Here is a 21326-nt window from a genome sequence, read left to right on the forward strand (position 1 = left end):
AACCCGTGAGCGCCCCGAATGGAAGTTCGTTAGTCGAGTTCAGCCGCCACGGGACCGAGCGTCCCGTTCTGCGCCTGGTGAAGGTGTTTCTCGTACTCGATGAGGATGACCCGCTCCATCTGGCTTCGCGTGTCCGCGTTCAACGGATGGGCGATGTCCTTGTAGGTCCCGTCCTTCCGTTTTTTCGCGGGCATCGCGATGAAGAGCCCGGTGGAGCCGTGGATCACCTTCAGGTCGCGCACGACGAAGCAGTGATCCAGGGTGATGGTGACGTACGCCTTGAGCTTGTCCTCTTCGACCGGAAACACCCGGACGTCGGTGATGTTCATGGTCCCCCCCCGAACCTGGAAGGCCGGAGCTACGGGGAAGCCTGGGACAGACCGAAGGTGAAAAGCAAGCACCCCCTACCTGTCGCGCCGGGGACCGTTCACTGCTCCGCTAGCCGTCATGCCCCGAAGGGCCAATGACTCACCAGGTGGGTGAGGAAGGCCAGGTGGTAGACCACGATGATGGCGTAGACGACGGCGCCCGCGCGGATGGCGAAGCGGCTGGCCTTGAGCCGGCGGTGCAGGCACAAGAGGCACAGCCCCGCGTTCACGATGAGCAGCTTGGAGAACATGAAGAGCAGCGGCGACTGCTCGTACGCCACGCGCATCACCGGGTTGAGCTCCTCCGCCACCCCCAACTGCAGGAAGAGCAGGGTGAAGAGCCCGTCCAGCAGGTTCAGCATGAGCAGCGCCACCGACGCCGGTGACGTGTAGAAAGAAGCCTGCTGCGCCCAACCCCCTGCCTGCACCTCGTTCGCCGTCGCCGCCACGCCCCACCCCCAAGGTTTCCGTCCTGCTACCCAGGGCCAGGGCTATTCAAATCCCTTGCCAGGGCTTCCGGGACTTCATGGGAAGCAGCCGGGCAGGCGGCGGAGGAGGGGGGCTTGCCGGGCTGGAAACGAAATTGACGGGAAGGGGTGGGTCGCGGAGATTGGCCCCGCCCAGCCACACCCCGACGAGTGCCCATTGCATCAATTCCCCAAAGATATCGGGTGGATAGAGGTCATCTGCGGATCGATGTTCTCCGGCAAGACGGAGGAATTGATCCGCCGCGTCAAGCGCGCGCTGTACGGCCGGCAGAAGGTGCGCGTGTTCAAGCCGCGCATCGACACGCGCTACGACGACACGCAGGTGGTCAGCCACAGCCAGTTGAAATTGACGTCCCTGCCCATCGAAAGGGCTGAAGAAATTTTCCGGCACCTGTCTCCCGACACACAGGTGGTGGGCATCGACGAGGTGCAGTTCCTGGGCGGAGAAGTGGTGCAGGTGTGCGAGGCGCTCGCCCAGAAGGGCATGCGCGTCATCTGCGCGGACCTGGACCAGGACTACCAGGGGCGCCCCTTCGAACCCATGCCGCAGCTGATGGCGGTGGCGGAGTACGTGACGAAGGAGCTGGCCATCTGCGCGGTGTGCGGAAACCCGGCCAACCGTTCGCAGCGCATCATTGGCAGCGAGGAGCGGGTGGTGGTGGGCGCGGCGGGTGCCTACGAGCCGCGCTGCCGCAAGTGTCACGTGGCGGAACCCGCGGAGGCGAGCCCTCCGCAGACGCTGAAGCTGTTCGACTGAAAGCCGGAAGCCGCCTGTCCTACCCGGCGCGGGAGCCCCATCCGATGCGCGACACCCTCTACGCGAACGTGCCCTTCAAGTTGAACGAGATGGCCCACCACTATGGGCCCAACGTCCACCTGGTGGGAAATCCGTTTCTCCTCTCCCAACTGGCCACGCTGTGCGCCAAGGGCACGCTGCAGCCGCAGATCAACCGGCTGGTGGAGCAGCTCTACACGGACCTGGTGAAGACGGTCATCAACGCGGAGTTCCCGCGCAAGATGGTGACCATTCCCACGCGCATGATCGACTCCACGCCCCTGGGCATCTACCAGGGCGAGGTGGTGGACCCGCAGCTGCGCGTGGTGACGGTGAACATCGCGCGCGCGGGCACGCTGCCGTCGCAGGTGACGTACGACCTGCTCAACTTCACGGTGGATCCGTCCCTGGTGCGCCAGGACCACATCATCATGAGCCGGATGATCGACGCGGCCCAGGCGGTGGTGGGCTCTGAGATTGGCGGCGCGAAGATTGGCGGGGACGTGGACGACGCGTTCGTGCTGTTCCCGGACCCCATGGGGGCCACGGGCGGCAGCCTGGCCACGGCCATCCAGCTGTACAAGACGCGGGTGCCCGGGAAGGCCCGTCGCATCATCACGCTCAACCTCATCGTCACGCCGGAGTACCTGCGCCGGATGACGACGGAGCACCCGGACGTCATCATCTACGCGCTCCGTCTGGACCGCGGCCTGTCCCCGCCGGAGGTGTTCGGCACCGCGCCGGGCCTGCTCTGGGAGAAGGAGCGGGGGCTGGATGACCGGCAATACATCGTCCCCGGCGGCGGCGGCTTCGGGGAGATCATGAACAACGCCTACGTGTAGAGGGAGCACCCGGTGACGACGTTCCACGAGAAGGATGTCGGCGTCCTCATCTCCGAGGAGGCCGTGCAGGCGCGCGTGAAGGAGCTGGGCGCGCAGATTACCCGCGACTACCAGGGCAAGGAGCTGACGCTCATCTGCGTGCTCAAGGGCTCCGCGTTCTTCGCCATCGACCTGGCGCGGGCCATTGATTTGCCGCTGACGCTCGAGTTCCTGGGCGTGTCCAGCTACCACGGCGGCACGGAGTCCACGGGCGAGGTGCGCATCACCACGGACGTGTCCAAGCCGATGGCGGGCAAGCACCTGCTCATCATCGAGGACATCATCGACACGGGGCTCACCATGAGCTTCCTCCTGGAGAACCTCCGGGCGCGCCACCCGGCGTCGGTGAAGATCTGCTCGCTCCTGGAGAAGCCCGCCCGGGCCAAGACGAAGGTGGACATCGACTACAAGGGCTTCGTCATCGAGGACAAGTTCGTCGTCGGGTACGGCCTGGACTACGGCGAGAAGTACCGGAACCTGCCGTTCATCGGCATCTGGAAGCACGTCTGAGAAGCGCCTGATGGACCCGGGCGCCCCTCCCTTCGGGGTGGGGGCCTTGAGTCTTCGAGGACCCCGTTCACGCGCCGCACGGCGGCCGTGTGCAGGGCCCTCGCGCGTTCTGGGGCGCACGCATGCACAGCCTCTCCTCTGGACACTGAGGAGGCTTGAACATGCGAGACGGGAACGTGAGGGCTCCCCCGCGGTCGGCGACAGTGGGCGGGGACGCGATGCAGAAGTACCTGGCGGAGGCCGTCGGCACGTTCGTGCTGGTGCTCGGCGGGGTCGGGGCGGCGGTGCTGGCGGGCGACCGCATCGGCTTCCTGGGCGTGGCCTTCGCCTTCGGGCTGTCGCTGCTGGCCATGGTCTACACGATTGGCCCCATCTCCGGCTGCCACGTGAATCCGGCCGTGACGGTGGGCCTGCTGATGGCGGGCAAGTTCGACAAGCGTCACCTGGCTGGCTACGTCATCGCGCAGTGCGTGGGCGCCATCGTCGCCGCGGGCGTGGTGCTGCTCATCGCGAAGGGCGCGCCCGGTGGCTACTCCGCGGGCGCGGAGGGGCTGGGCAGCAACGGCTACGGGGCGGCGTCGCCGGAGGGCTATGGCGGTGGGGCGGCCTTCCTCACGGAGGTGGCGCTCACCTTCCTGCTGGTGCTGACGGTGCTGGGGGCCACGGACTCGCGCGCGCCGGTGGGCTTCGCGGGCGTGGCCATTGGCCTGGTGCTGACGCTCATCCACCTGGTGGGCATCCCCATCACCAACACGTCGGTGAACCCGGCGCGCAGCCTGGGGCCGGCGCTCTTCGCCGGAGGGGACGCCCTGCGCCAGTTGTGGCTGTTCATCATCGCGCCGCTGTTGGGCGCGGCCTTCGCGTCCGCGGTGTACCGGCTGGTGAACCGCCCGGCGGTGCAGATTACCGCCACGCGCGCGGAGCAGGCGACGGACGAGGAGCGCCGCGAGCGCGTGACGGGCCGGCGCGACGTGGAACACCCCGTTTGAAACACGAAGGCCGTGCCTCGCTGCTGTCGCGGGGCACGGCCTTGAGTGTGTGAAGCAGGGGAGGGGGCCTAGAAGGCGGCGTCGAAGACGACGTCGTTGGCGGCGCCCACGCCCACGGCGACCTGGTAGGACGACACGCGGCGCTCGAAGAAGTTGGTGAGCTCCTGCACGTCCTGCAGGTCCATGAAGTGCAGCGGGTTCTTGGTGTGGAAGATGGGGGCCATGCCCAGCATCTGGAGGCGCTGGTCGGCCACGTACTCCAGGTAGCCGCGCATCTCTTGCACCGACAGGCCCATCACGCCGCCGCTCAGCAGGTCCTGGGCGAACTGCGTCTCGCACTCCACCGCGTCGCGCATCATCTGCACGACGTCCTTCTCCATACCCGCGTCGAAGAGGTCCGGCTCCTCCTTGCGCGCGGTCTTGATGGCCTCGAAGGCGAAGGCCATGTGGGCGGACTCGTCGCGGAACACCCAGTTGGTGCCCGCGGCCAGGCCGTTCAGCAGCCCCTTGCTGCGCAGGAAGTACACGTACGCGAAGGCCGCGAAGAAGAAGAGGCCTTCAATGCAGCCCGCGAAGCAGATGAGGTTCAAGAGGAACTGGCGGCGGTCCGACTTGGAGCGGACCTGATCCAGCGCCTGGATGCTGTCCATCCACTTCATGCAGAAGCGCGCCTTGCGCTGGATGGACGGGATGTTGTCCACCGCCGCGAAGGCCTTGGCGCGCTCCGCCGGGTCCGGCACGTAGGTGTCCAGCAGCGTCAGGTAGAACTGGACGTGCAGGGCCTCTTCGTACAGCTGGCGCGACAGGTACATGCGCGCTTCGGGCGCGTTCAGGTGCTTGTAGAGGTTGAGCACCAGGTTGTTGCCGACGATGGAGTCGCCCGTGGCGAAGAAGGCCACCAGCCGGTGGATGAGGTGACGCTCCGCGTCCGTCATCTTCGAGCGCAGGTCCACCAAGTCCGTGGAGAAGTCCACCTCCTCCACCGTCCAGGTGTTCTTGATGGCGTTGCGGTACATCTCGAAGAAGACGGGATACGCCATGGGGCGCAGCGTCAGGTTCATTCCCGGATCGAGCAGCATTGCTTCGGCACTCCCTTACGAAACGAAGGACGGGTGGGGTGGGGGACGGCCAGGGCTACTGGCACGCCTCGCACGCCTCGGGGTTTTCCAGCGAGCACGCCACCGCTTCCGCCTCCGCGGTCACCGTCTGCGGCGCGGGCGTGGGGGCGGCGGTGAGGGTCGGGCCGCCCTGACCCACGGTGGCCTTGGCGATGCGGGTCGCCGGGCGCGAGCGCAGGTAGTAGGTCGTCTTCAGCCCCTTCTGCCACGCGTAGAAGTACATCGAGGACAGCTTCCCGATGTTGGGCGTCTCCACGAAGAGGTTGAGCGACTGGCTCTGGTCGATGAAGGCGCCGCGGTCCGCGCCCATGTCCAGCAGCGAGCGCATGGGGATCTCCCACGCGGTGCGGTAGATGGCGCGCAGCTCCTCTGGCAGCTCCGTGAGGTCCTGCACGCTGCCTTCGGCCAGCTTGATGCGGTTGCGGGTGTTCTCGTTCCAGAGGCCCAGCTGCTGAAGGTCGCGCACCAGGTAGCGGTTCACCTGGAGGAAGTCACCGGACAGCGTCTCGCGCTTGAAGAGGTTGGACACCTGCGGCTCGATGCACTCGTAGCAGCCGGCGATGGACGCGATGGTGGCCGTGGGCGCGATGGCGATCATCAGCGAGTTGCGCAGGCCCACCTTCATGATGCGCGAGCGCAGCGCGTCCCAGCGCAGCGTGTCCTCGGGCACGATGCCCCAGCTGTCGAACTGGAGCTCGCCCTTGGCCGCGCGCGTCTCCGGGAAGGACGGGTGCGCGCCGAACTGCTCCGCCAGGTCGGAGGAGGTGACGAGCGCCGCGTAGTAGATCTCCTCGGAGATCTTCTTGGACAGGTTGCGTGCCTCCACGGAGTCGAAGGGCAGGCGCAGCTGGAAGAAGACGTCCTGGAGGCCCATCAGGCCCAGGCCCACCGGGCGCCAGCGGCGGTTGGAGTCCGCGGCGGTGGGGATGGGGTAGTAGTTGAGGTCGATGACGCGGTCCAACTGCTTGAGCGCGAGCATCGCGTTGGAGCGCAGCAGGTCGAAGTCGAACTTCCCGTCCTTCACCATGCGGCCCAGGTTGAGCGAACCCAGGTTGCACACCGCCGTCTCACCCTGGCTCGTGACCTCCAGGATCTCGGTGCACAGGTTGGACAGGTGGATGACGTTGCCCGGCTGGCCCGTCTGGTTGCTCTTGCGGTTGGAGATGTCCTTGAAGGTCATCCAGCCGTTGCCCGTCTGGGCCAGCACCTTCATCATCCGGGCGTACAGGTCGCGCGCCTTCACCTTGCGCACGGCCTGGCCCTGCGCTTCCGCCTCCACGTAGGCCTTCTCGAAGGCGTCGCCGAAGAGGTCGGTGAGGTGGGGGGTGGCCTTCGGGTCGAAGAGGCTCCACTCCTGGTCGGCCTCCACGCGGCGCATGAAGAGGTCCGGCACCCAGTTGGCCAGGTTCAGGTTGTGGGCGCGGCGGGCCTCGTCACCGGTGTTGTCGCGCAGCTCGAGGAAGTCCTCGATGTCCGCGTGCCACGTCTCCAGGTACACGCAGCACGCGCCCTTGCGCTTGCCGCCCTGGTTCACCGCCGCCACGGACGCATCCAGCGTCTTGAGCCACGGGACGATGCCGTTGGAGTGGCCGTTGGTGGACTTGATCAGCGAGCCGCGCGCGCGCACGCGGTGGTACGCCACGCCGATGCCGCCGGAGAACTTCGACAGCATCGCGATGTCCGAGTACTTCTTGTAGATGGCGTCCAGCTCGTCCGCCGGCGAGTCCAACAGGAAGCAGCTGGAGAGCTGCTCGTGGCGCGTGCCGGAGTTGAACAGGGTGGGGGAGGAAGGGAGGTACTCCAGCGAGCTGAACAGGCGGTAGAGCTCGATGGCCTCGCGCGCGTTGTCGCCGGACAGGGCGCACGCCACGCGCAGGAAGAAGTCCTGCGGCGTCTCGATGACTTCGCGCGTCTGCGGGTTCTTGAGCAGGTAGCGGTCGTAGACGGTGCGCAGGCCGAAGTACTCGAACAGGTCGTTGCGGACCGGGTCGATGGCGGCGTTGAGCTTGCGCGCGTTGGCCTGGACGAAGGTGAGCAGACGGTCCGCGATGAGGCCGTGCTTGTGGCCGGCGGCGACGGACTGGCTGAAGGACTGGATGTCCTGGTTGCTGACCTCCTTCTGGATGAAGGTGGAGAGCAGGCGCGCGGAGAGCCGGGCGTACTCGGGCTCCTCCACGATGAGCGCCGCGGCGGTCTGGATGGACAGGCTGTCCAGCTCCCGCGTGGTGGCGCCGTCATACAGACCGCTGATGGTCTTGGTGGCCACGCGCATCACGTCCACGCGGGACAGGCCCACGCAGGACTTGCCCACCGCGCGGACGATCTTGTTGAGGTCCACCGGCTCCGCCGTGCCGTTGCGCTTCTTCACCCGCATGGTGGTGGCGAAGTCGCCGGGAGCCGACGAGGCCTGCGTGGCGGGCGCCACGGTGGCGGAGTCGGGGGGCGGCGAGGCGACGACGTTCGGCTTCAGGGGCGTCTGGACGGTCAAGGGCGTCTCACTTCCAGGCAAGGCAATAGCGGAGCCACCGGGGCGGACTGACCCCGTGGGTGATGGCTACCGGAGATGGGAGGGAGGAACTGACTTCCGATCAGGACCCGGGGGCTTGGCGACAGCGGCCCGACATGTAGCGAATTGTGAGGCAGGTGTGTGTGTCGATCAAGAAAACCACACCAGCCTCCGGGTTCCGGGAGCGAGCCCCCGGACTTGGGGGCAACCGCTCGGACAAACCCAAGCTATGGGGGGTCACCCGGTGTGTCAACGCTAGATCCTGTGTAAACCTGCCCGGAGGGTCGGATCGATCATTGCAATCTATGATCACTTGTCGACGCACTTTGGGGCGTCTTCCGGCCGACATTTACATGGCCGGAAAAGCCCATCCGGGACCGTCTTTTTCATGGGGTCACCCAACCCCTGGAGATCAGGGCTGGGCGCCAGCGTCGGGGGTTGGGGCGGCTGACGGAGGCGTTCCAGACGTGTCACCGGCGGGTGACGGGGCGGGCTGACGGGGCGCCGGTGCTACAGGGGTGTTGTCCGGGGCGCTCTCGCTGTGGACGGCGCGGCGCAGGGCCTCCTCCAGTTCGCGGGCGGTGGGGCCCACGGTGGTGAGCATCTGGTTGGCGGCGCGGGCGTGGCGGTTCTCCGTCTCCGCGGCGAGCTTGAGCTGGGCCAGGCCTTCCGACACGAGGCGGCGGGCGTCCTCCAGCTTCTGGCGCGCCTGGTAGAAGGCCACGTCGGTGAGCATGGACTGGAGGCTGCGGCGCTGCTCCTCGGTGATGCCGGCGAGCTTCTCCGCGCGGCGCAGATAGTAGAGGCCGCGCTCCACCTTGGCGGGCTCGCCGGACGCGATGCGCGGGCGGGCCAGGGTCTCCAGGAGGGGGAAGAGGGCGCGGTCCAGGTCGTCCCGGTCGGTGAACTTCTGCTGCGTCAGCAGGGTGACGTCTTGGCCCTCCAGGGGGAGGGGGGCGTAGGCGTCCGCGAGGCGCGGGTCTCCGGGGCGGTAGGCGGCGGCGCCGGTGGGCATGGCGCGGCCCTTCATCACCACCAGCTCGCCGTTCTCCTGCACGACGGTGAAGGTGCGGGCGTTGAGCTGGCCCAGGAGGAAGACGACGCCGCCACCCAGGCCCAGGATGACGAGGAAGACGACGAGCCGGGTGAAGGTGCGGCGGGCCCGGTAGCCGAATCCCTGCGGTGAATGGGTGGTCATGTCGCCTGCTCTCCGGTCGGACGGGCGTGGGCCCGTGGGGGTCGAAACCTGAAATTGGGTCTTCTGGGACTCCAACGCTACAGTTTGCGCCCCGCCGGGATCATCATTTGCAATCCACCTTTCGTCGCATGGGGCCCAGTGAACTGCTGCCCCGCTACATCTTCGCGGAGAGCCTGTTCGCGCGCCGGCGCGTGCTCGAGGTCGACGCCGTGGCATCCACGGGCGGCGAGAGCGCGCGCTTCCTGGTGGAGCGGGGCGCGCGCACCGTGGTGGCGTGCGACGCGGACGTGGCCGCGGTGGAGGCGGCGCAGAAGGCCCATGCGCACCCGCAGGTGCGCTACCGCGCCAACGTCTATGACGACCTGGAGGCGGGAAGCTTCGACCTGGTCCTGGTGACGGACCTGGCGCCCTACGTGCGCGCGCCGGAGCTGTTGGCGGAGCTGGCGCGGCTGGTGGCCCGGCAGGGCTTCCTGGTGGGCGGCCTGCGCAACATCGCGGGGCTGGCGCTGCCGCAGTTGCTGGAGCCGGAAGAGACGGTGCCGCCCACGTATGGGCAGCTGCTGGACGCGCTGACGGCGCACTTCCCCCATGTGGAGGTGGCCACGCAGTCGCCGGTGCTGGGCTACCAGCTCGCGTTCGAGCGGGGCGAGGGGTTGCAGGTGGACGGCTCGCTCGTGCGGCACAGCGAGGCGGCGTACTTCGTGGTGATGGCGGGCCTGGAGCCGGCGCGGGTGGTGGACCCCACGTGGGTGCAGCTGCCGCCGGAGCCACTGGCCTTCACGCGCGGCAAGCTGGACGAGGTCGCGGCCCGGGCGAAGACCTGGGAGGAGCGGGCGGGGCGGCTGAAGGAGGCGGTGTCGAAGCTCCGCGCGGAGATTGGCGACCGCGAGGCGGAGGTCGTGGCGCTCAAGCCGGCGCTGGAGGGCGCCCGGCAGGACATGGCGCGGCTGACCGCGCAGTTGGAGCAGGCCCGGGGCACGGTGGAGTCCGCGCGCGAGCGGGACGACCTGAGCAGCCGGCTGCGGCGCCGTGAGCTGGAGTTGCAGGTCGCCACGGAGCGGATCGCGGACGCGGACCGGCGGCTGGCGGCGCAGCGCCTGGAGGTGGAGGCGGCGCAGCGTGCGCAGGCGGACGCGGGCGTGCAGGTGCTGGCCGCGCAGGAGACGCTGCGGCTGGAGCGGGCGCGGCGCGAGGAGACGGCGGCGACGCTGGACGAGGCTCGCGAGCGGCTGACGCAGGCGTACACGGAGGTGCGCGCGCTGCAGGATGAGCTGGGCTCGCTGCGCATCGACCGGGAGCGGGACCGGCTGGCGGCGGAGCGCGCGCAGGACGGGGCGGAGGACAAGCGCCGTCAGGCGGAGGCGGCTCGCGAGCGGGAGCTGCGCATCGCGGAGCAGTACTCGACGGCGCTCGCGGCGGTGGAGCACCTGAAGGCGGAGCTGGCGCGCGCGCAGGAGTCGGCGCGGACGGCGGGCGACGCGGTTCCGGTGAAGGACGCGGAGCTGGCGCGGGCGCGCCGGGAGCTCGCGGAGGCCCAGCAGCGGATGCACTCCGCCGAGGGGGCTCGCAAGGACGCGGAAGGACGGCTCGCGGAGCGCGAGGCGTTGCAGCGCGGCCTGGAGACGGAGCTCGCCAGCGCGCGTGCGGCGGAAGCGCGGCTGCGGCAGGAGCTGGAGGGCCGCGCTCAGTCGGAGTCGGCGGCCCGGGCGCTGGCGGCGCGGTTGGAGGAGGAGCTTCACGCGGCCGGGCTGCGCCTGGCGTCGTTGGAGGCGGAGCAGAAGCGCGTCGAGTCCGCGCAGCATGTGGCGGGGCAGCGCCTTGCGGCGGCGGAGACGGAGCGCGTCCGCGTGGAGGCCGCGCTCGTCCAGGCCATCGACGCGGAGCGGGGCCAGGCGCAGGCACGGCTGGAGGAGGCGCTGGCCCAGGCTCGCGCCGAGGCCGACGAGCGGGTGACGAACGCGCTGGCCGCCGCGCACTCCGACGCGGATTCGCGGCAGGAGCGCGCGCTGGCGGAGGCCCGCGAGCTGGAAGAGGCACGGCTCGCGAAGGCGGTGGAGGAGGAGCGGGCTCTCGCGGAACTCGAGCTGGAGGAGGCCCGTGAGCAGGCGGCGGCCCGGCTCGCGCAGGCGCTGGAGGAGGAGAAGGCTCTCGCGGAACTCTCGCTGACGGAGGCCCGTGAGCAGGCGGAGGCCCGGCTCGCGCAAGCGCTGGAGGAGGCCCGGTCCGACGCGGATGCCCGTGTCGAGCGGGCCCTGGCGGATGCTCGCGAGGCGGCTCAGGCGCTGGCGGCGAACCGGTCCGACGCGGACACCCGTGTCGAGCGCGCGCTAACGGATGCTCGCGAGGCGGCTCAGGCGTTGGATGCGGCTCGGGCCGACGCGGATGCCCGTGTCGAGCGCGCGGTCGCCGAGGCGGCTCAGGCATTGGCGGCGGCTCGGGCAGATGCGGATGCCCGTGTCGAGCGTGCCGTCGCGGACGCGGCTCAGGCGTTGGCGGCGGCTCGGGCTGAAGCGGATGCCCGTGTTGAGCGCGCCGTCGCGGACGCGGCTCAGGCGCTGGATGCGGCTCGGGCTGAAGCGGATGCCCGTGTCGAACGCGCTCTGGCGGAGGCTCGGGCCGACGCGGATGCCCGGGTGGCGAAGGCGGTCGCGGACGCCGCGGCTGAACGGGCCGCGGCCCTGGCGGAGGCGGAGAGCCGGCGCGAGCAGGCGCTCACCGAGGTCCGTGCCACGGCCTCGGCTCAGCGGAGCCGGCAGTTGGCGGATGTCGAGACTCGGATCGCGCAGTCCCTCGCGGAAGCGCGTGCCGAGGCGGAGGCCGAACGGGCCCAGGCGCTGGCCGAAGCCCGCGCCGAGTCCGAGGCCGAGCGGGTCCGGCAGTTGGAGGAAGCCGAGCTCCGCGCTGCGCGGATGCTCGCGGAGGTGCGTGCTGAAGTCGAAGCTCGCGCGGCCACCGCGCTCGCTGAAGCCCGTGCTGAATCGAGCGGCCAGACGGAGCAGGTACTCGCCAACGTGCGCGCGGAGGCGGAGGCCCGGCTCACGGCGGCGGAGGCGCGTGCCACCGAGGCCCTTGAGGCCGCGGTCGAGCAGGCCCGTTCCGAAGCCCGGGACACCCTGGCCCGCGAGGTGTGGGAACACGGGGCCCGGCTCGCGGAGTCGAACCAGGCGCGCGAGGCCGCCGAGGCGCGGAACACGGAGCTGGAGGCAACGCTCCGCTCGCTGCGGCAGCAGTTGACCGACTCTGAAGCCCTGGCTGCGCTCATCCAGGAGGACCTGGCTCGGGAGCAGAAGGCCCGGGCCTCGGTGCAGGCGGAGCTCGACGCGGCTCGTGAGTCCCTGACCCATGAGCAGGAGCGGGGGGCTCGCTGGGAGGCGTTGCTCGCCGATACCCAGGCGCAGTTGCTGTCGGAGCGCGAGCAGCAGGCCCGCGCGCAGGTGGCGCTCGCGAACCTTCAGGAGTCGCTCGACGCGGAGCGGGCCCTTCGTGCCCGGCTGGAGGGCTCCGAGTCCTCGTGGAACGAGGCGCAGAGCGCACTGGAAGCGGACCGGCTGCGGCTGGATGCCGCGCTGGGCGTGGCGCGCACGGTCCTGGAGGAGGAGCGCGCGCAGCGGGCCCGGTTGGAGACCTCGTTCGCCCAGCTCCAGCAGGACTCCGCTTCGGCACAGGAGGCCCGGACCCAGCTCGAAACGGAGCTGTCGGCGGCGCGTGCCGCGCGGATGTCCACCGAGTCCGCCTTCGAGCAGACGCGGCAGACCCTTACGGAGGTCCAGGCCTCCTTCTCCGAAGCGCAGCGCACGAACGAAGCCGCTTTGCTGGAGCTGAGGCAGTCCCTCGCGGCGTCGGAAGACGAGGCGCGTGGTTACGCCCGGCAACTGGAAGAGGCGAAGCAGTCGCAGGCGGCCCTGGATGCGACGGTGCGCGAGCTTCGCGCGGAGCTCACCGAGGCGCGGCGGTCCGAGGTCGAAGCGCTGTCATCGCTTGATGAGGCGCGTACACAGGAGGCTGCGCTCCGCTCGGAGTTGGAGACCTTGCGTGAGCGCCTGTCCGAAGCGGAGCAGGCACGGGCCGCCGTCCAGGCACGGCTCGCGGAAATCGAAGCCCGCCGTGCCGAGGATGCCGCGCGCCTGACTTCGCTGGATCAGGCCCTCGCGGAGGCGGAGTCCCGGCAGACCACGGAGACCGGGCGCCATGCGGCGTTGGCGCGGACGCTCGCGGAGGCCGAGGCTCGGCTTGCCTCCGAGTCGACGCGGCGCTCCGAACTGGAAGCGGCGCTCGCGGAGGCGGAGTCCCGGCAGGCTGCCGAATCCACGCGACGTGCCGAAATCGAAACGGCGCTCGCGGAAGTGGAGGCCAAGCAGGCCTCCGGAGTCCACGCGACGTGCTGAGCTGGAAGCGACGCTTGCGGAGGCCGAGGCCAAGCAGGCCTCTGAGTCCACGCGACGTGCTGAGCTGGAAGCGACGCTCGCTGAGACTGAAGCCAGGCATGCCACTGAATCCGCGCGGCGTGCTGAGCTGGAAGCGGCCCTCGCGGAGACTGAGGCCCGGCAGGCCGCTGAATCCGCGCGGCGTGCCGAGCTCGAAGCATCTCTTTCGGAGGCCGACGTCCGGCAGGCCGCGGAGTCCACCCGCCGTTCCGAATTGGAAGCGTCCATCGCCACGGCGGAGTCCACGATTGCCGCCGAGGCCGCTCGCCGCTCCGAGCTGGAAGCTTCGTTGACGGAGGCGCAGTCCCGCCTCGCCACCCTGGAACAGGCACTGGCGGACGCGGAGAAGCGTGCGTCCTCCGAGACGTCTCGCCGTGTTGGGCTGGAAGCCTCCCTGACGGAGGTGGAGTTCCGGCTCGCCGCGGAGACCGCGAACCTCAGCGCGCTGGAGGATTCGCTCGCGCAGGCCGAGGCCCGGCTCGCGGAAGGTTCGCAGTCGCAGGACGCGGCACGCGAGTCCGAAGCCCGGGCGGCACGTCTCACGGAGTCCCTGACCGCGCGCGAACAGGAACTGCGCGAGGCCAGTGCCCTGCGGGTCTCCATGGAAGCGCAGCTGGAAGGCGCGCTCTCGCGGACCGAGCGGCAGCAGCAGGACCTGGACGAACTGCGCGCGCAACTGGGACTGAAGGAACAGGAGCTGACGGCCCTGCGCGCGGAGACAGCCCGGTTGGGTGCCGCGCACCAGGAGTTGATGCGTCTGGGCTCCGAGCTGCAACGGGCTCACGCCGCGCTGCATGAGCGGAGCCAGCAGGTCGGCCGGCTGGAAGCGGAGCTGGTGGACGCCAGCGACCGGCTCGCCGCGACGCGCGAGCACGCGGAAGTGCTCGTGGTGCAGCTTGAAACCGCGCGCCGTTTCGCGGGCAAGGCCACGACCCTGGAGTCCTCGCTGGAAGGCCTGCGCGCGGAACTGGAAACCGCACGCGCGGAAGCGGCCCGGCTCACGGAGACCGTCCAGACCGGGAACGAGCGCACCGCCACCCTGGAAGCACAGCTCGCGGAGCTCACCACTCGCGCGGAGCGGGAACGGACCGACCTGGAAGCCCGGCTCGCGGAAGCCACCGCCCAGGCCGGTACGGAGCAGGCCGAGCTGGAGCTGCGCCTGACCGAAGCGCTCACCAGCGCCGGCACGGACAAGGCCACGCTGGAGCTCCGCCTCAACGAGGCAGCCGCTAGATCCGGCCTGGAAAAGGCCGAGCTGGAGACGCGCCTCAACGAGCGTCTCGCAAGCGCCGAAGCAGAGAAGGCCGAACTGGAGACGCGCCTCAACGAACTCCTCGCCAACGCAGGGACGGAGAAGGCGGAACTCGAAACACGTCTTGCCGAACTGGAAGTGCGGCTCGCGGAGGCCACCGCTCAGGCCGGCACGGAGCGGTCGGACCTCGAAGCCCGGCTCGCGGAGCTCACCGAACAGGCCCGCGAAGAGAAGTCCGCCATTGAAGCCCAGCTCGCGGACATCACAGCCCGCGCCGCGGCGGAGCGCGCTGAACTCGAAGCCCGCATCGTGGACCTCGCCGCCCAAGCGGACTCCGCGAACGCCGAGCGCGACGCCTCTCTCTCTGAAGCCCAGGCGCGCGCCGCCACGGAACAGGCCGAACTCGAAGCCCGCCTTGCCCAGTCCGCCGAACAGACCCGCGAAGCCCTCGCCGCCATGGAGGCCCGGCTCGCCACGGCGCTGGAGGACGCGCGGACCGAACAGGCTGCGCTGGAGTCCCGCGTCGCCGCCCTGACCCAGGCCGCCGCGGACGCCGAGGCCCATGCGCGCCGCGCGGACTCCGAACGCGAGCGCCTCCAGTCGGACCTGACCGTCGCCCGCGCCGCCCGCGTCCGCCTGGAGGGTCGCACCAACTCCCTGGAGACCGCCGCCGCGGATGCCGCGCGCCTCCTGGACACCGAGCGCGCCGAACGTGACCAGCTCTCCGCCCGGATCCGCGAACAGCAGGCCCGGCTGGAAGCGCTGGAGACCGAACGCGAGACCCTGGTCCAGGCCCTGGAGGAGGCGAAGTCCGCCACCCCCGCGCCCCCGGAGGACGTGCTGGAGATGGCCGCGGAGATGGAGGTCCTCCAGGCCCACGTGGAGAAGATGCAGGACCAGCTCGCCGCCCGGGAGGCCGAACTGGCCGAGCTGCGCCGCGCCAGCGCCCCCGCCACCCCCGGGGCCTCGCGCCGGGCCATGCCCGCACTGGACGTTCCTGCCGCGCCCAAGAAGGTCGGCGAGCGCGAATAAACGCGGGCGTCTACACTTGCCCCCGTGGACGCAAGCGAACGCATCTTCAAGTACCACGGCCTGGGCAACGACTTCGTCGTCCTGGACCGCCGCCGCACCGGCGTGGACATCAACGCGGAGCAGTCCCGTTGGCTGTGCGACCGGCGCCGGGGCATCGGCGCGGATGGGGTGCTCGCCCTCCTCCCGTCATCCCGCGGCCTTGCTCGCATGGTCGTCCACAACGCCGACGGCAGCATCGCGGAGATGTGCGGCAACGGCCTGCGTTGTGCGGTGAAGTATCTGGTGGACCACTCCGGCCAGCACCCCGCGCTCATCGACGTGGAGACCGGGGCCGGCGTGCTCACCTGCGAGCCCGGCTACGGTGACGGCGGCGTCGTCGGCGTGGATATCTCCATGGGCCCGGCCCGGCTGGTGGCCGCGAACCTGCCCTCCGGGACGACCGGCCAGCCCTTCGTGAGCGCCCCCGTGCCCGGTCATGAAGGCCTGCTCGGCACCGCGGTGAACATGGGCAACCCGCACCTGGTGCTCCTGGACCAGCCCCTGGAGGCCGCCGAGCGCCTGGGCCCCGGCCTGGAGCGCCACCCCGCCTTCCCGGACCGCACCAACGTGGAGTTCGTCCGCGTGGACGAGGACGGCCTCACCGTCGTCGTCTGGGAGCGCGGCTGTGGCCTCACCCAGGCCTGTGGGACGGGGGCGTGCGCGTCGGCGGTGGCGGCCGTGCTGGCGAAGCGCCTGCCCTCGAATGCCTGGCTGCGCGTCACGCTGCCGGGCGGTGACCTGAGAATCCGCGTTCCGGACGACCTGTCCGACATCCGGCTCCGAGGCCCTGTGGCCTTCGTCTTCGAAGGCGTTGTCGCGCTTCCAAGGGCCCGATAGCCTTCGGTTTTCCTCCCTTCGCCCCCCGAGCGCCGTGGCCGGTCCCATCCTCGTCGTCGACGACGACCTGTTCTTCCGACAACTCGCCACGGACCTGCTGTCGCGCCGGGGGCACCGCGTGGTGGCGGTGGAGAACGCCACCCTGGCCCTGGAAGAGGTGGCCCGGGCGACGTTCGACCTGGTGCTCACCGACGTGGTGATGCCCGGCGTGGACGGCTTCGCGCTCACCGCGCGCCTGCGCGAACGCGACCCCGAGCAGGAGGTCATCCTCGTCAGCACGCGCGACGACGTGCAGGGCTCGGAGGTCGCGCTGCGCCTGGGCGTGGCGGACTGCCTCGTCAAGCCGGTGGAGGAGTCGGACCTGCTGCTCGCGGTGGACCGCGCCATGGAGCGCGCCCAATTGCGACACGAGCGCGCCCGGCTCCAGGACGAGAACCTGGAGTTCGCCCGCTTCCACAACCTCCAGCAGCGCTGCCTGGAGCTGCTCTCCCATCCGGACCTGGAATGGCTCCAGGAGCGCGTCATCGCGGACCTGGGCGCGGTGTGCGACGCGCAGAGCGCCGCGCTGTGGGTGGTGGACGACCGGGGAGACCTGGCGCTGCGCTCCTACCGGGGCCTGCTCGACAAGCAGTTCCTGCCGGAGAAGATGAGCCCGGAGGGGCCGCTGTCCCTGCGCCTGCGCGAAGCCGCTCCGTGGCTCGCGCGCGATGAGCGCTCGCCGGTGCTGTACGTGCCGCTGGTGGCCGCCGGGGAGGTGATGGGCCTGGCGCAGCTGTCGGATCCGCTCACCGGCGACTTCCGGCTGGAGCACACGCGCGACGCGAAGGTGCTGGCGGACTTCGCCGCGGTGGGCGTGAAGAACGGCCGCAAGCTGATGGCGCTCCAGCGCCTGGGCCTGCGCGACCGCGACACGGCCGCGTACAACCTCAGCTACTTCACCGACTACGCGTCCAAGGAGATCTACAAGGCGCGCAGGTACGGGCGCACGTTCTCGCTCCTGACCTTCAGCATCGACAACCTGCCGCTGGTGCGCGTGCGGCTGGGCGCGCAGGACGCGAAGAAGGCGGTGCGCGGCATCATCAAGGCGCTCAGCAAGATCATCCGCGACTCGGACGTCATCGCGAAGGCGAGCGACCAGGAGTTCTACCTCCTGCTGCCGGAGACGGACTTCTTCGGCGCCATGATGTTCGTGCGCCGCGCCGTCGCCGCCGTGCGCGACGAGCCGGAGGTGCAGGACGTGGAGCAGCGCCTGCCGCTGGCGCTCGTGGGCGGGGCCAGCACGTTCCCGAAGGACGGAGAAGACTTCGACGAGCTGGTGCACCGCTGCCGCCGCCGCATGGACGAGCGCCGCGCGTCGCTCCAGCGCCGGCTGATGCTGGACGGGCTGCCGTTCTGGGACGAGGTAGACCTGCTCCTGGGCACGCCCAACAGCCCGCGTCTGCCGACGGACGACCGCGCGGAGCCCAGCCGCAGGGGCAAGGTGGCGGACGTGCTCTTCGACGAGCTCCAGGTGGAGATCGCCCGGGAGCTGGTGCGCGACCCGGGCTCGCGCGGGTTGCTCTACGTGGGCGGTCCGGAGATCCGCGCGGACCTGCCGCTGGCGGTGGGGCTGGAGCAGGCGCCGCCGGACCTGTCGTCTCGCATCTACCTGTTGGGCCGCCGCGTGGACCTGGAGTCGCACGCGGCGCTCACGCCGGTGTTCCTGGAAGGGGATGAGCGGGTGGCGCGCCACGAGTTCATCCTCTGGCTGTCGGAGAGTGCGTCGTACGCGCTCATCCAGCGGCGCGGGCGGGGCGCGACGTGGGGGTTCCACACCTCGGACACCGCGGTGGTGGACGGGCTCATCTCCAAGCTGCAGGCCGAATACGACCTGCAGCCCTACTGACGTCACGAAGCGGAGCAAGCGACCTTGGCCCAGGTGCGGAAGATCCTCATCGCCGACCCCGACCTCGACTCGGTGCGCGCGCTGTCGCGGGCGCTGCGCACGAAGGGCTATCAGGTGCACTACGCGCCGGATGGCTCGCGGGCGCTGGAGGTCGCGGTGCTCCGGCACCCGGACCTGACGCTCTTCGACGAGGCGTGCCGGCTGCTGGACGCGCGCACGTTCGTGCAGATCCTCCGCACCAACCCGCGCACGGAAGACATCCCGGTGGTGCTCACCACCTCCAGCCTGGACTCGGACCGGGCGCGGGGCATGCGGGACGGCACGCTGCGCAAGCCCTTCAACCTGGACGAGGTGCTCAGCCGCATCGAGCACATCTTCCGGCGCAACGAAGCAGCCAAGGACCTCAAGAGCGAGCAGCAGGAAATCGAAGGTTCGCTCAGCCAGCTCAGCATCCCGGACCTCATGCAGATTTTGGGCATGAACAAGCGCAACGGGCGCCTGGCGCTGGAGCGCGGTTCGGAGCGCGGGGAGATCACCGTCTCGGACGGGCGCACGGTGAATGCGCGGCTGGGGAGGGTGGAAGGGGAGAAGGCGCTGTTCCGGCTGCTGGCGTGGACGGAGGGCAACTTCACCTTCACGCCTGGAACCAGCGCCGCGCGTCCGCGCATCAACCGCGCCATGGACGACGCGCTGCTGGAGGGCATGCGCCAGTCGGACGAGGTGAACCGCCTGTTGCCGGGCCTGCCGCCGCGCCACACGCGGCTGATGCTGGCGCCGGAGGTGGACCTGTCCGAGGAGCAGCACCCGGTGACGGCGCAGGTGATGGAGTTGCTGCGCCAGCCCCGCGCGCTGGGCGAGGTGCTGGACCTGGCGCCCGCCACGGACATGGAAGTGCTGGGCGTGCTGTCCACGCTGCTCCAGAAGGGCGTGGCACGCCCCACGGAGAGCGAAGGCCAGAACCTGGGCGCGGGAGACCTCATCGGCGCGGCGGAGGTGCACGCGCTGCGCGGACGTCTGTTGCGCACGCGGACGCTGGCGAAGGTGGCGACGGCGAAGGTCTTCGTGTGTGGCAGCGGTTCATCCGCGGCGCGCCGCATCCTGGCGAGGGTGCCGGGGCTGGAGGCGATGTCGGCGGATCCCACCGCGGTGAAGAGCGGCTTCGGGACGCTGGGGCGCCTGGAGCTGAGCGACGTGCTCAACGTGGACTTCTGCGTGCTGCCGCCCGCGGAGGCCGCGCGCCCGCTGTGGCGTCCGTTCAGCGCGGGAGCCATTGGCGCGCTGTTGATGGACAACTCGGAGCCGGCGGTGCGGCTGGCGCACTACCTGGCGTGGGAGGTCCGCATCCCCATCGTGGTGGTGGGCACGGAGGTCCCGGCACCGCTGCAAGGCGCTCCGGCGGGAGTGATCGCGCCCGGTGAAGACCTCACGGAGGCCCTGCGCGCCATGCTGGTCCAGGCGCTCAACCCCGCGCCCACGCTGCCCGGTGTCACGCAGGTGCAGCGCGCGTCCGTGACGCCTCAGTGAGCGCTCAGCTCCGGCGCTCCAGGTACATGGGGAGCGCGCCCTTGGGCCGCAGCGTCAGGTGCGAATCCGGCTCCAGCGTGAAGCCGGGCGCTTCGCGCAGGCGGTAGCGCTGGGCCACGGTGGCCAGCACGAGCTGTGCCTCCATCATCGCGAAGCTGTTGCCGATGCACTGCCTTGGCCCGCCGCTGAAGGGGAAGTACGCGAAGCGGTGGCGCTTCGCCGCGGCCTCGGGGGCGAAGCGCTCGGGGCGGAAGGCCTCCGGCTCCTCCCAGAAGTCCGGATGGCGCTGCGTGACGTAGGGGCTCACGTCCACCCACGTCCCCTTCGGGATGTGGAAGCCGCCGATGACGTCGTCCTCCTCCACGCTGCGGCTGAAGATGACCGCCGCCGGGTACAGCCGCATCGTCTCCTCCACCACCTGCTTCGTGTACCCGAGCTTCGGCACGTCCTCCACCGTGGGCGCGCGTCCTCCGAGCACCGCGTCCAATTCCGTGTGCAGCCGGGCCTCCACCTCCGGGTGCTTCGACAAGAGCCCCCACACCCAGCTCAGCGACGTGGCCGTCGTCTCATGGCCGGCGAGGAGCATCGTCATCACCTCGCTCCCCAACTGCTCGTCCGTCATGCCCTCGCCCGTGTCCTCGTCGCGCGCGAGCATCAGCATGGAGAGCAGGTCGCCCGTGTCGTCACCGCGCTCGCGCCGCGTGGCGATGATGCCCTGCACGGTCCCCATCAGCGTGGCGCGCGCGTCGCGGAAGGCGCGGTCGTAGCGGGTGGGCAGCACCGGCGGCAGCATGCGGAAGGTGCGGAAGCGCTCGGCGATCTGCTGGCTCAGCTCGGTGAAGGACGCGCCCACCTGTCCGGCCTGGGCCTCCACGGAGGCGCCGAAGAGGGCCTCCCCGACGATGGCCAACGTCAGCCGCATCATCTCCTCGTTGATGCCCACGGGCGTGCCGTTCGCGGCGGCCGTCTCCCAGCGCTGGAGCAGCCCTTGCGTCTGCCGCACCATCCCCGCGGCCATGCCCGCGATGCGCTGCCGGTGGAAGGCAGGCTGCGCGAGCCGCCGCTGCCGGAGCCAGAAGTCTCCCGTGCTCGTGAGCAGGCCATTGCCGGTGATCCACCGGCCCATGCGGTAGCTGAGGTGGTCCTTCGTGTAGTTCTTCACGTGGTCCTGCAACACGTGCTTCACGGCGTCCGGATGCGCGACCAGGTGCGAGCGCATGGGGCCCAGCCGGTAGCGCACCACGTCGCCGTACTGGCGATGGAGTCCTCGCAGGCAGCCCAGGATGTCGCGGCGCACGTCGGGCAGGATGCCCATGAGCAGGTGGCCCCGGGGGCCCGGGGGTTGGCGGGTGACGGCGGCGGTGGCGGTGGCGGTGGTCATCGGGCGCTTCCTCCTGGAGGGAGGTATCGCGCTCCCATGTCCCGCGTGCATGGTCCCGGGGCGCCAACGCATTGTCCGTGGGCGCCACCGCGCATTGCGAGGGGAGGGGACGTCAGGCC

General features: G+C 70.2%; 15 protein-coding genes. 9 read left to right on the plus strand and 6 right to left on the minus strand.

The genetic code is table 11. The annotated features are described in order from the left end of the window. Positions 1 to 29: 29 nt before the first annotated feature. Both spoVG and ACX114_RS11990 read right to left on the minus strand, forming a co-directional pair. Positions 30 to 329 (minus strand): septation regulator SpoVG, encoded by a 300-nt coding sequence (gene spoVG / locus ACX114_RS11985; RefSeq protein WP_014395244.1) that lies wholly within the window; start codon positions 327 to 329, stop codon positions 30 to 32. A 116-nt stretch (positions 330 to 445) separates the two neighbouring features. Continuing rightward, positions 446 to 817 carry a DUF5658 family protein gene (locus ACX114_RS11990; protein ID WP_459297709.1) on the minus strand — a complete coding sequence of 124 codons (372 nt, stop codon included), beginning with the start codon at positions 815 to 817 and terminating at the stop codon, positions 446 to 448. 196 nt (positions 818 to 1013) lie between these two features. On the opposite strand from ACX114_RS11990, the gene ACX114_RS11995 reads away from it, so the two are divergent. The 4 genes from ACX114_RS11995 (at position 1014) to aqpZ (ending at position 4011) form a co-directional block, all read left to right on the plus strand. Beyond that, a complete protein-coding gene (locus ACX114_RS11995) occupies positions 1014 to 1613 on the plus strand; it encodes a thymidine kinase (protein WP_459297711.1) in 600 nt (199 codons plus the stop codon). Positions 1614 to 1657: 44 nt separating this feature from the next. After that, the gene (locus ACX114_RS12000) at positions 1658 to 2473 is read left to right on the plus strand and encodes a uracil phosphoribosyltransferase (RefSeq protein WP_206798124.1); all 816 of its coding nucleotides are present in this window, start codon (positions 1658 to 1660) and stop codon (positions 2471 to 2473) included. Positions 2474 to 2485: 12 nt separating this feature from the next. Beyond that, on the plus strand, positions 2486 to 3022 hold the full coding sequence (gene hpt / locus ACX114_RS12005) for a hypoxanthine phosphoribosyltransferase (protein ID WP_459297713.1): 537 nt from the start codon (positions 2486 to 2488) through the stop codon (positions 3020 to 3022). A 161-nt stretch (positions 3023 to 3183) separates the two neighbouring features. Next, positions 3184 to 4011: an aquaporin Z gene (gene aqpZ / locus ACX114_RS12010; RefSeq protein ID WP_459297715.1), complete on the plus strand. Its 828-nt coding sequence runs from the start codon at positions 3184 to 3186 to the stop codon at positions 4009 to 4011. Between the two features lie 68 nt (positions 4012 to 4079). Here the strand turns inward: aqpZ and ACX114_RS12015 are convergent, their stop codons facing one another. The 3 genes from ACX114_RS12015 to ACX114_RS12025 form a co-directional block, all read right to left on the minus strand. After that, complete coding sequence (locus ACX114_RS12015) at positions 4080 to 5090, minus strand: ribonucleotide-diphosphate reductase subunit beta (protein WP_459297717.1); 1011 nt, start codon at positions 5088 to 5090, stop codon at positions 4080 to 4082. A 55-nt stretch (positions 5091 to 5145) separates the two neighbouring features. Further along, entirely contained in the window at positions 5146 to 7617 is a 2472-nt protein-coding gene (locus ACX114_RS12020; protein ID WP_459297719.1) for a ribonucleoside-diphosphate reductase subunit alpha, read from the minus strand. Positions 7618 to 8047: 430 nt separating this feature from the next. Continuing rightward, positions 8048 to 8833 carry an IF-2 protein gene (locus ACX114_RS12025; RefSeq protein ID WP_459297721.1) on the minus strand — a complete coding sequence of 262 codons (786 nt, stop codon included), beginning with the start codon at positions 8831 to 8833 and terminating at the stop codon, positions 8048 to 8050. 128 nt (positions 8834 to 8961) lie between these two features. On the opposite strand from ACX114_RS12025, the gene ACX114_RS12030 reads away from it, so the two are divergent. The 5 genes from ACX114_RS12030 (at position 8962) to ACX114_RS12050 (ending at position 19826) form a co-directional block, all read left to right on the plus strand. Then, the gene (locus ACX114_RS12030; RefSeq protein WP_459297723.1) at positions 8962 to 13218 is read left to right on the plus strand and encodes a methyltransferase domain-containing protein; all 4257 of its coding nucleotides are present in this window, start codon (positions 8962 to 8964) and stop codon (positions 13216 to 13218) included. A gap of 253 nt (positions 13219 to 13471) precedes the next feature. Continuing rightward, positions 13472 to 15541, plus strand: a complete 2070-nt coding sequence (locus ACX114_RS12035) for a coiled-coil domain-containing protein (RefSeq protein WP_459297725.1) — start codon at positions 13472 to 13474, stop codon at positions 15539 to 15541. Between the two features lie 24 nt (positions 15542 to 15565). Beyond that, a complete protein-coding gene (gene dapF / locus ACX114_RS12040) occupies positions 15566 to 16417 on the plus strand; it encodes a diaminopimelate epimerase (RefSeq protein ID WP_459297727.1) in 852 nt (283 codons plus the stop codon). Between the two features lie 34 nt (positions 16418 to 16451). Next, positions 16452 to 18302 carry a GGDEF domain-containing response regulator gene (locus ACX114_RS12045; RefSeq protein ID WP_223741839.1) on the plus strand — a complete coding sequence of 617 codons (1851 nt, stop codon included), beginning with the start codon at positions 16452 to 16454 and terminating at the stop codon, positions 18300 to 18302. A 24-nt stretch (positions 18303 to 18326) separates the two neighbouring features. After that, entirely contained in the window at positions 18327 to 19826 is a 1500-nt protein-coding gene (locus ACX114_RS12050) for a DUF4388 domain-containing protein (protein WP_459297730.1), read from the plus strand. A 4-nt stretch (positions 19827 to 19830) separates the two neighbouring features. Here the strand turns inward: ACX114_RS12050 and ACX114_RS12055 are convergent, their stop codons facing one another. Beyond that, positions 19831 to 21207, minus strand: a complete 1377-nt coding sequence (locus ACX114_RS12055; protein WP_459297732.1) for a cytochrome P450 — start codon at positions 21205 to 21207, stop codon at positions 19831 to 19833. Positions 21208 to 21326 lie beyond the last annotated feature (119 nt).

Source organism: Corallococcus sp. M7, from assembly GCF_054512695.1.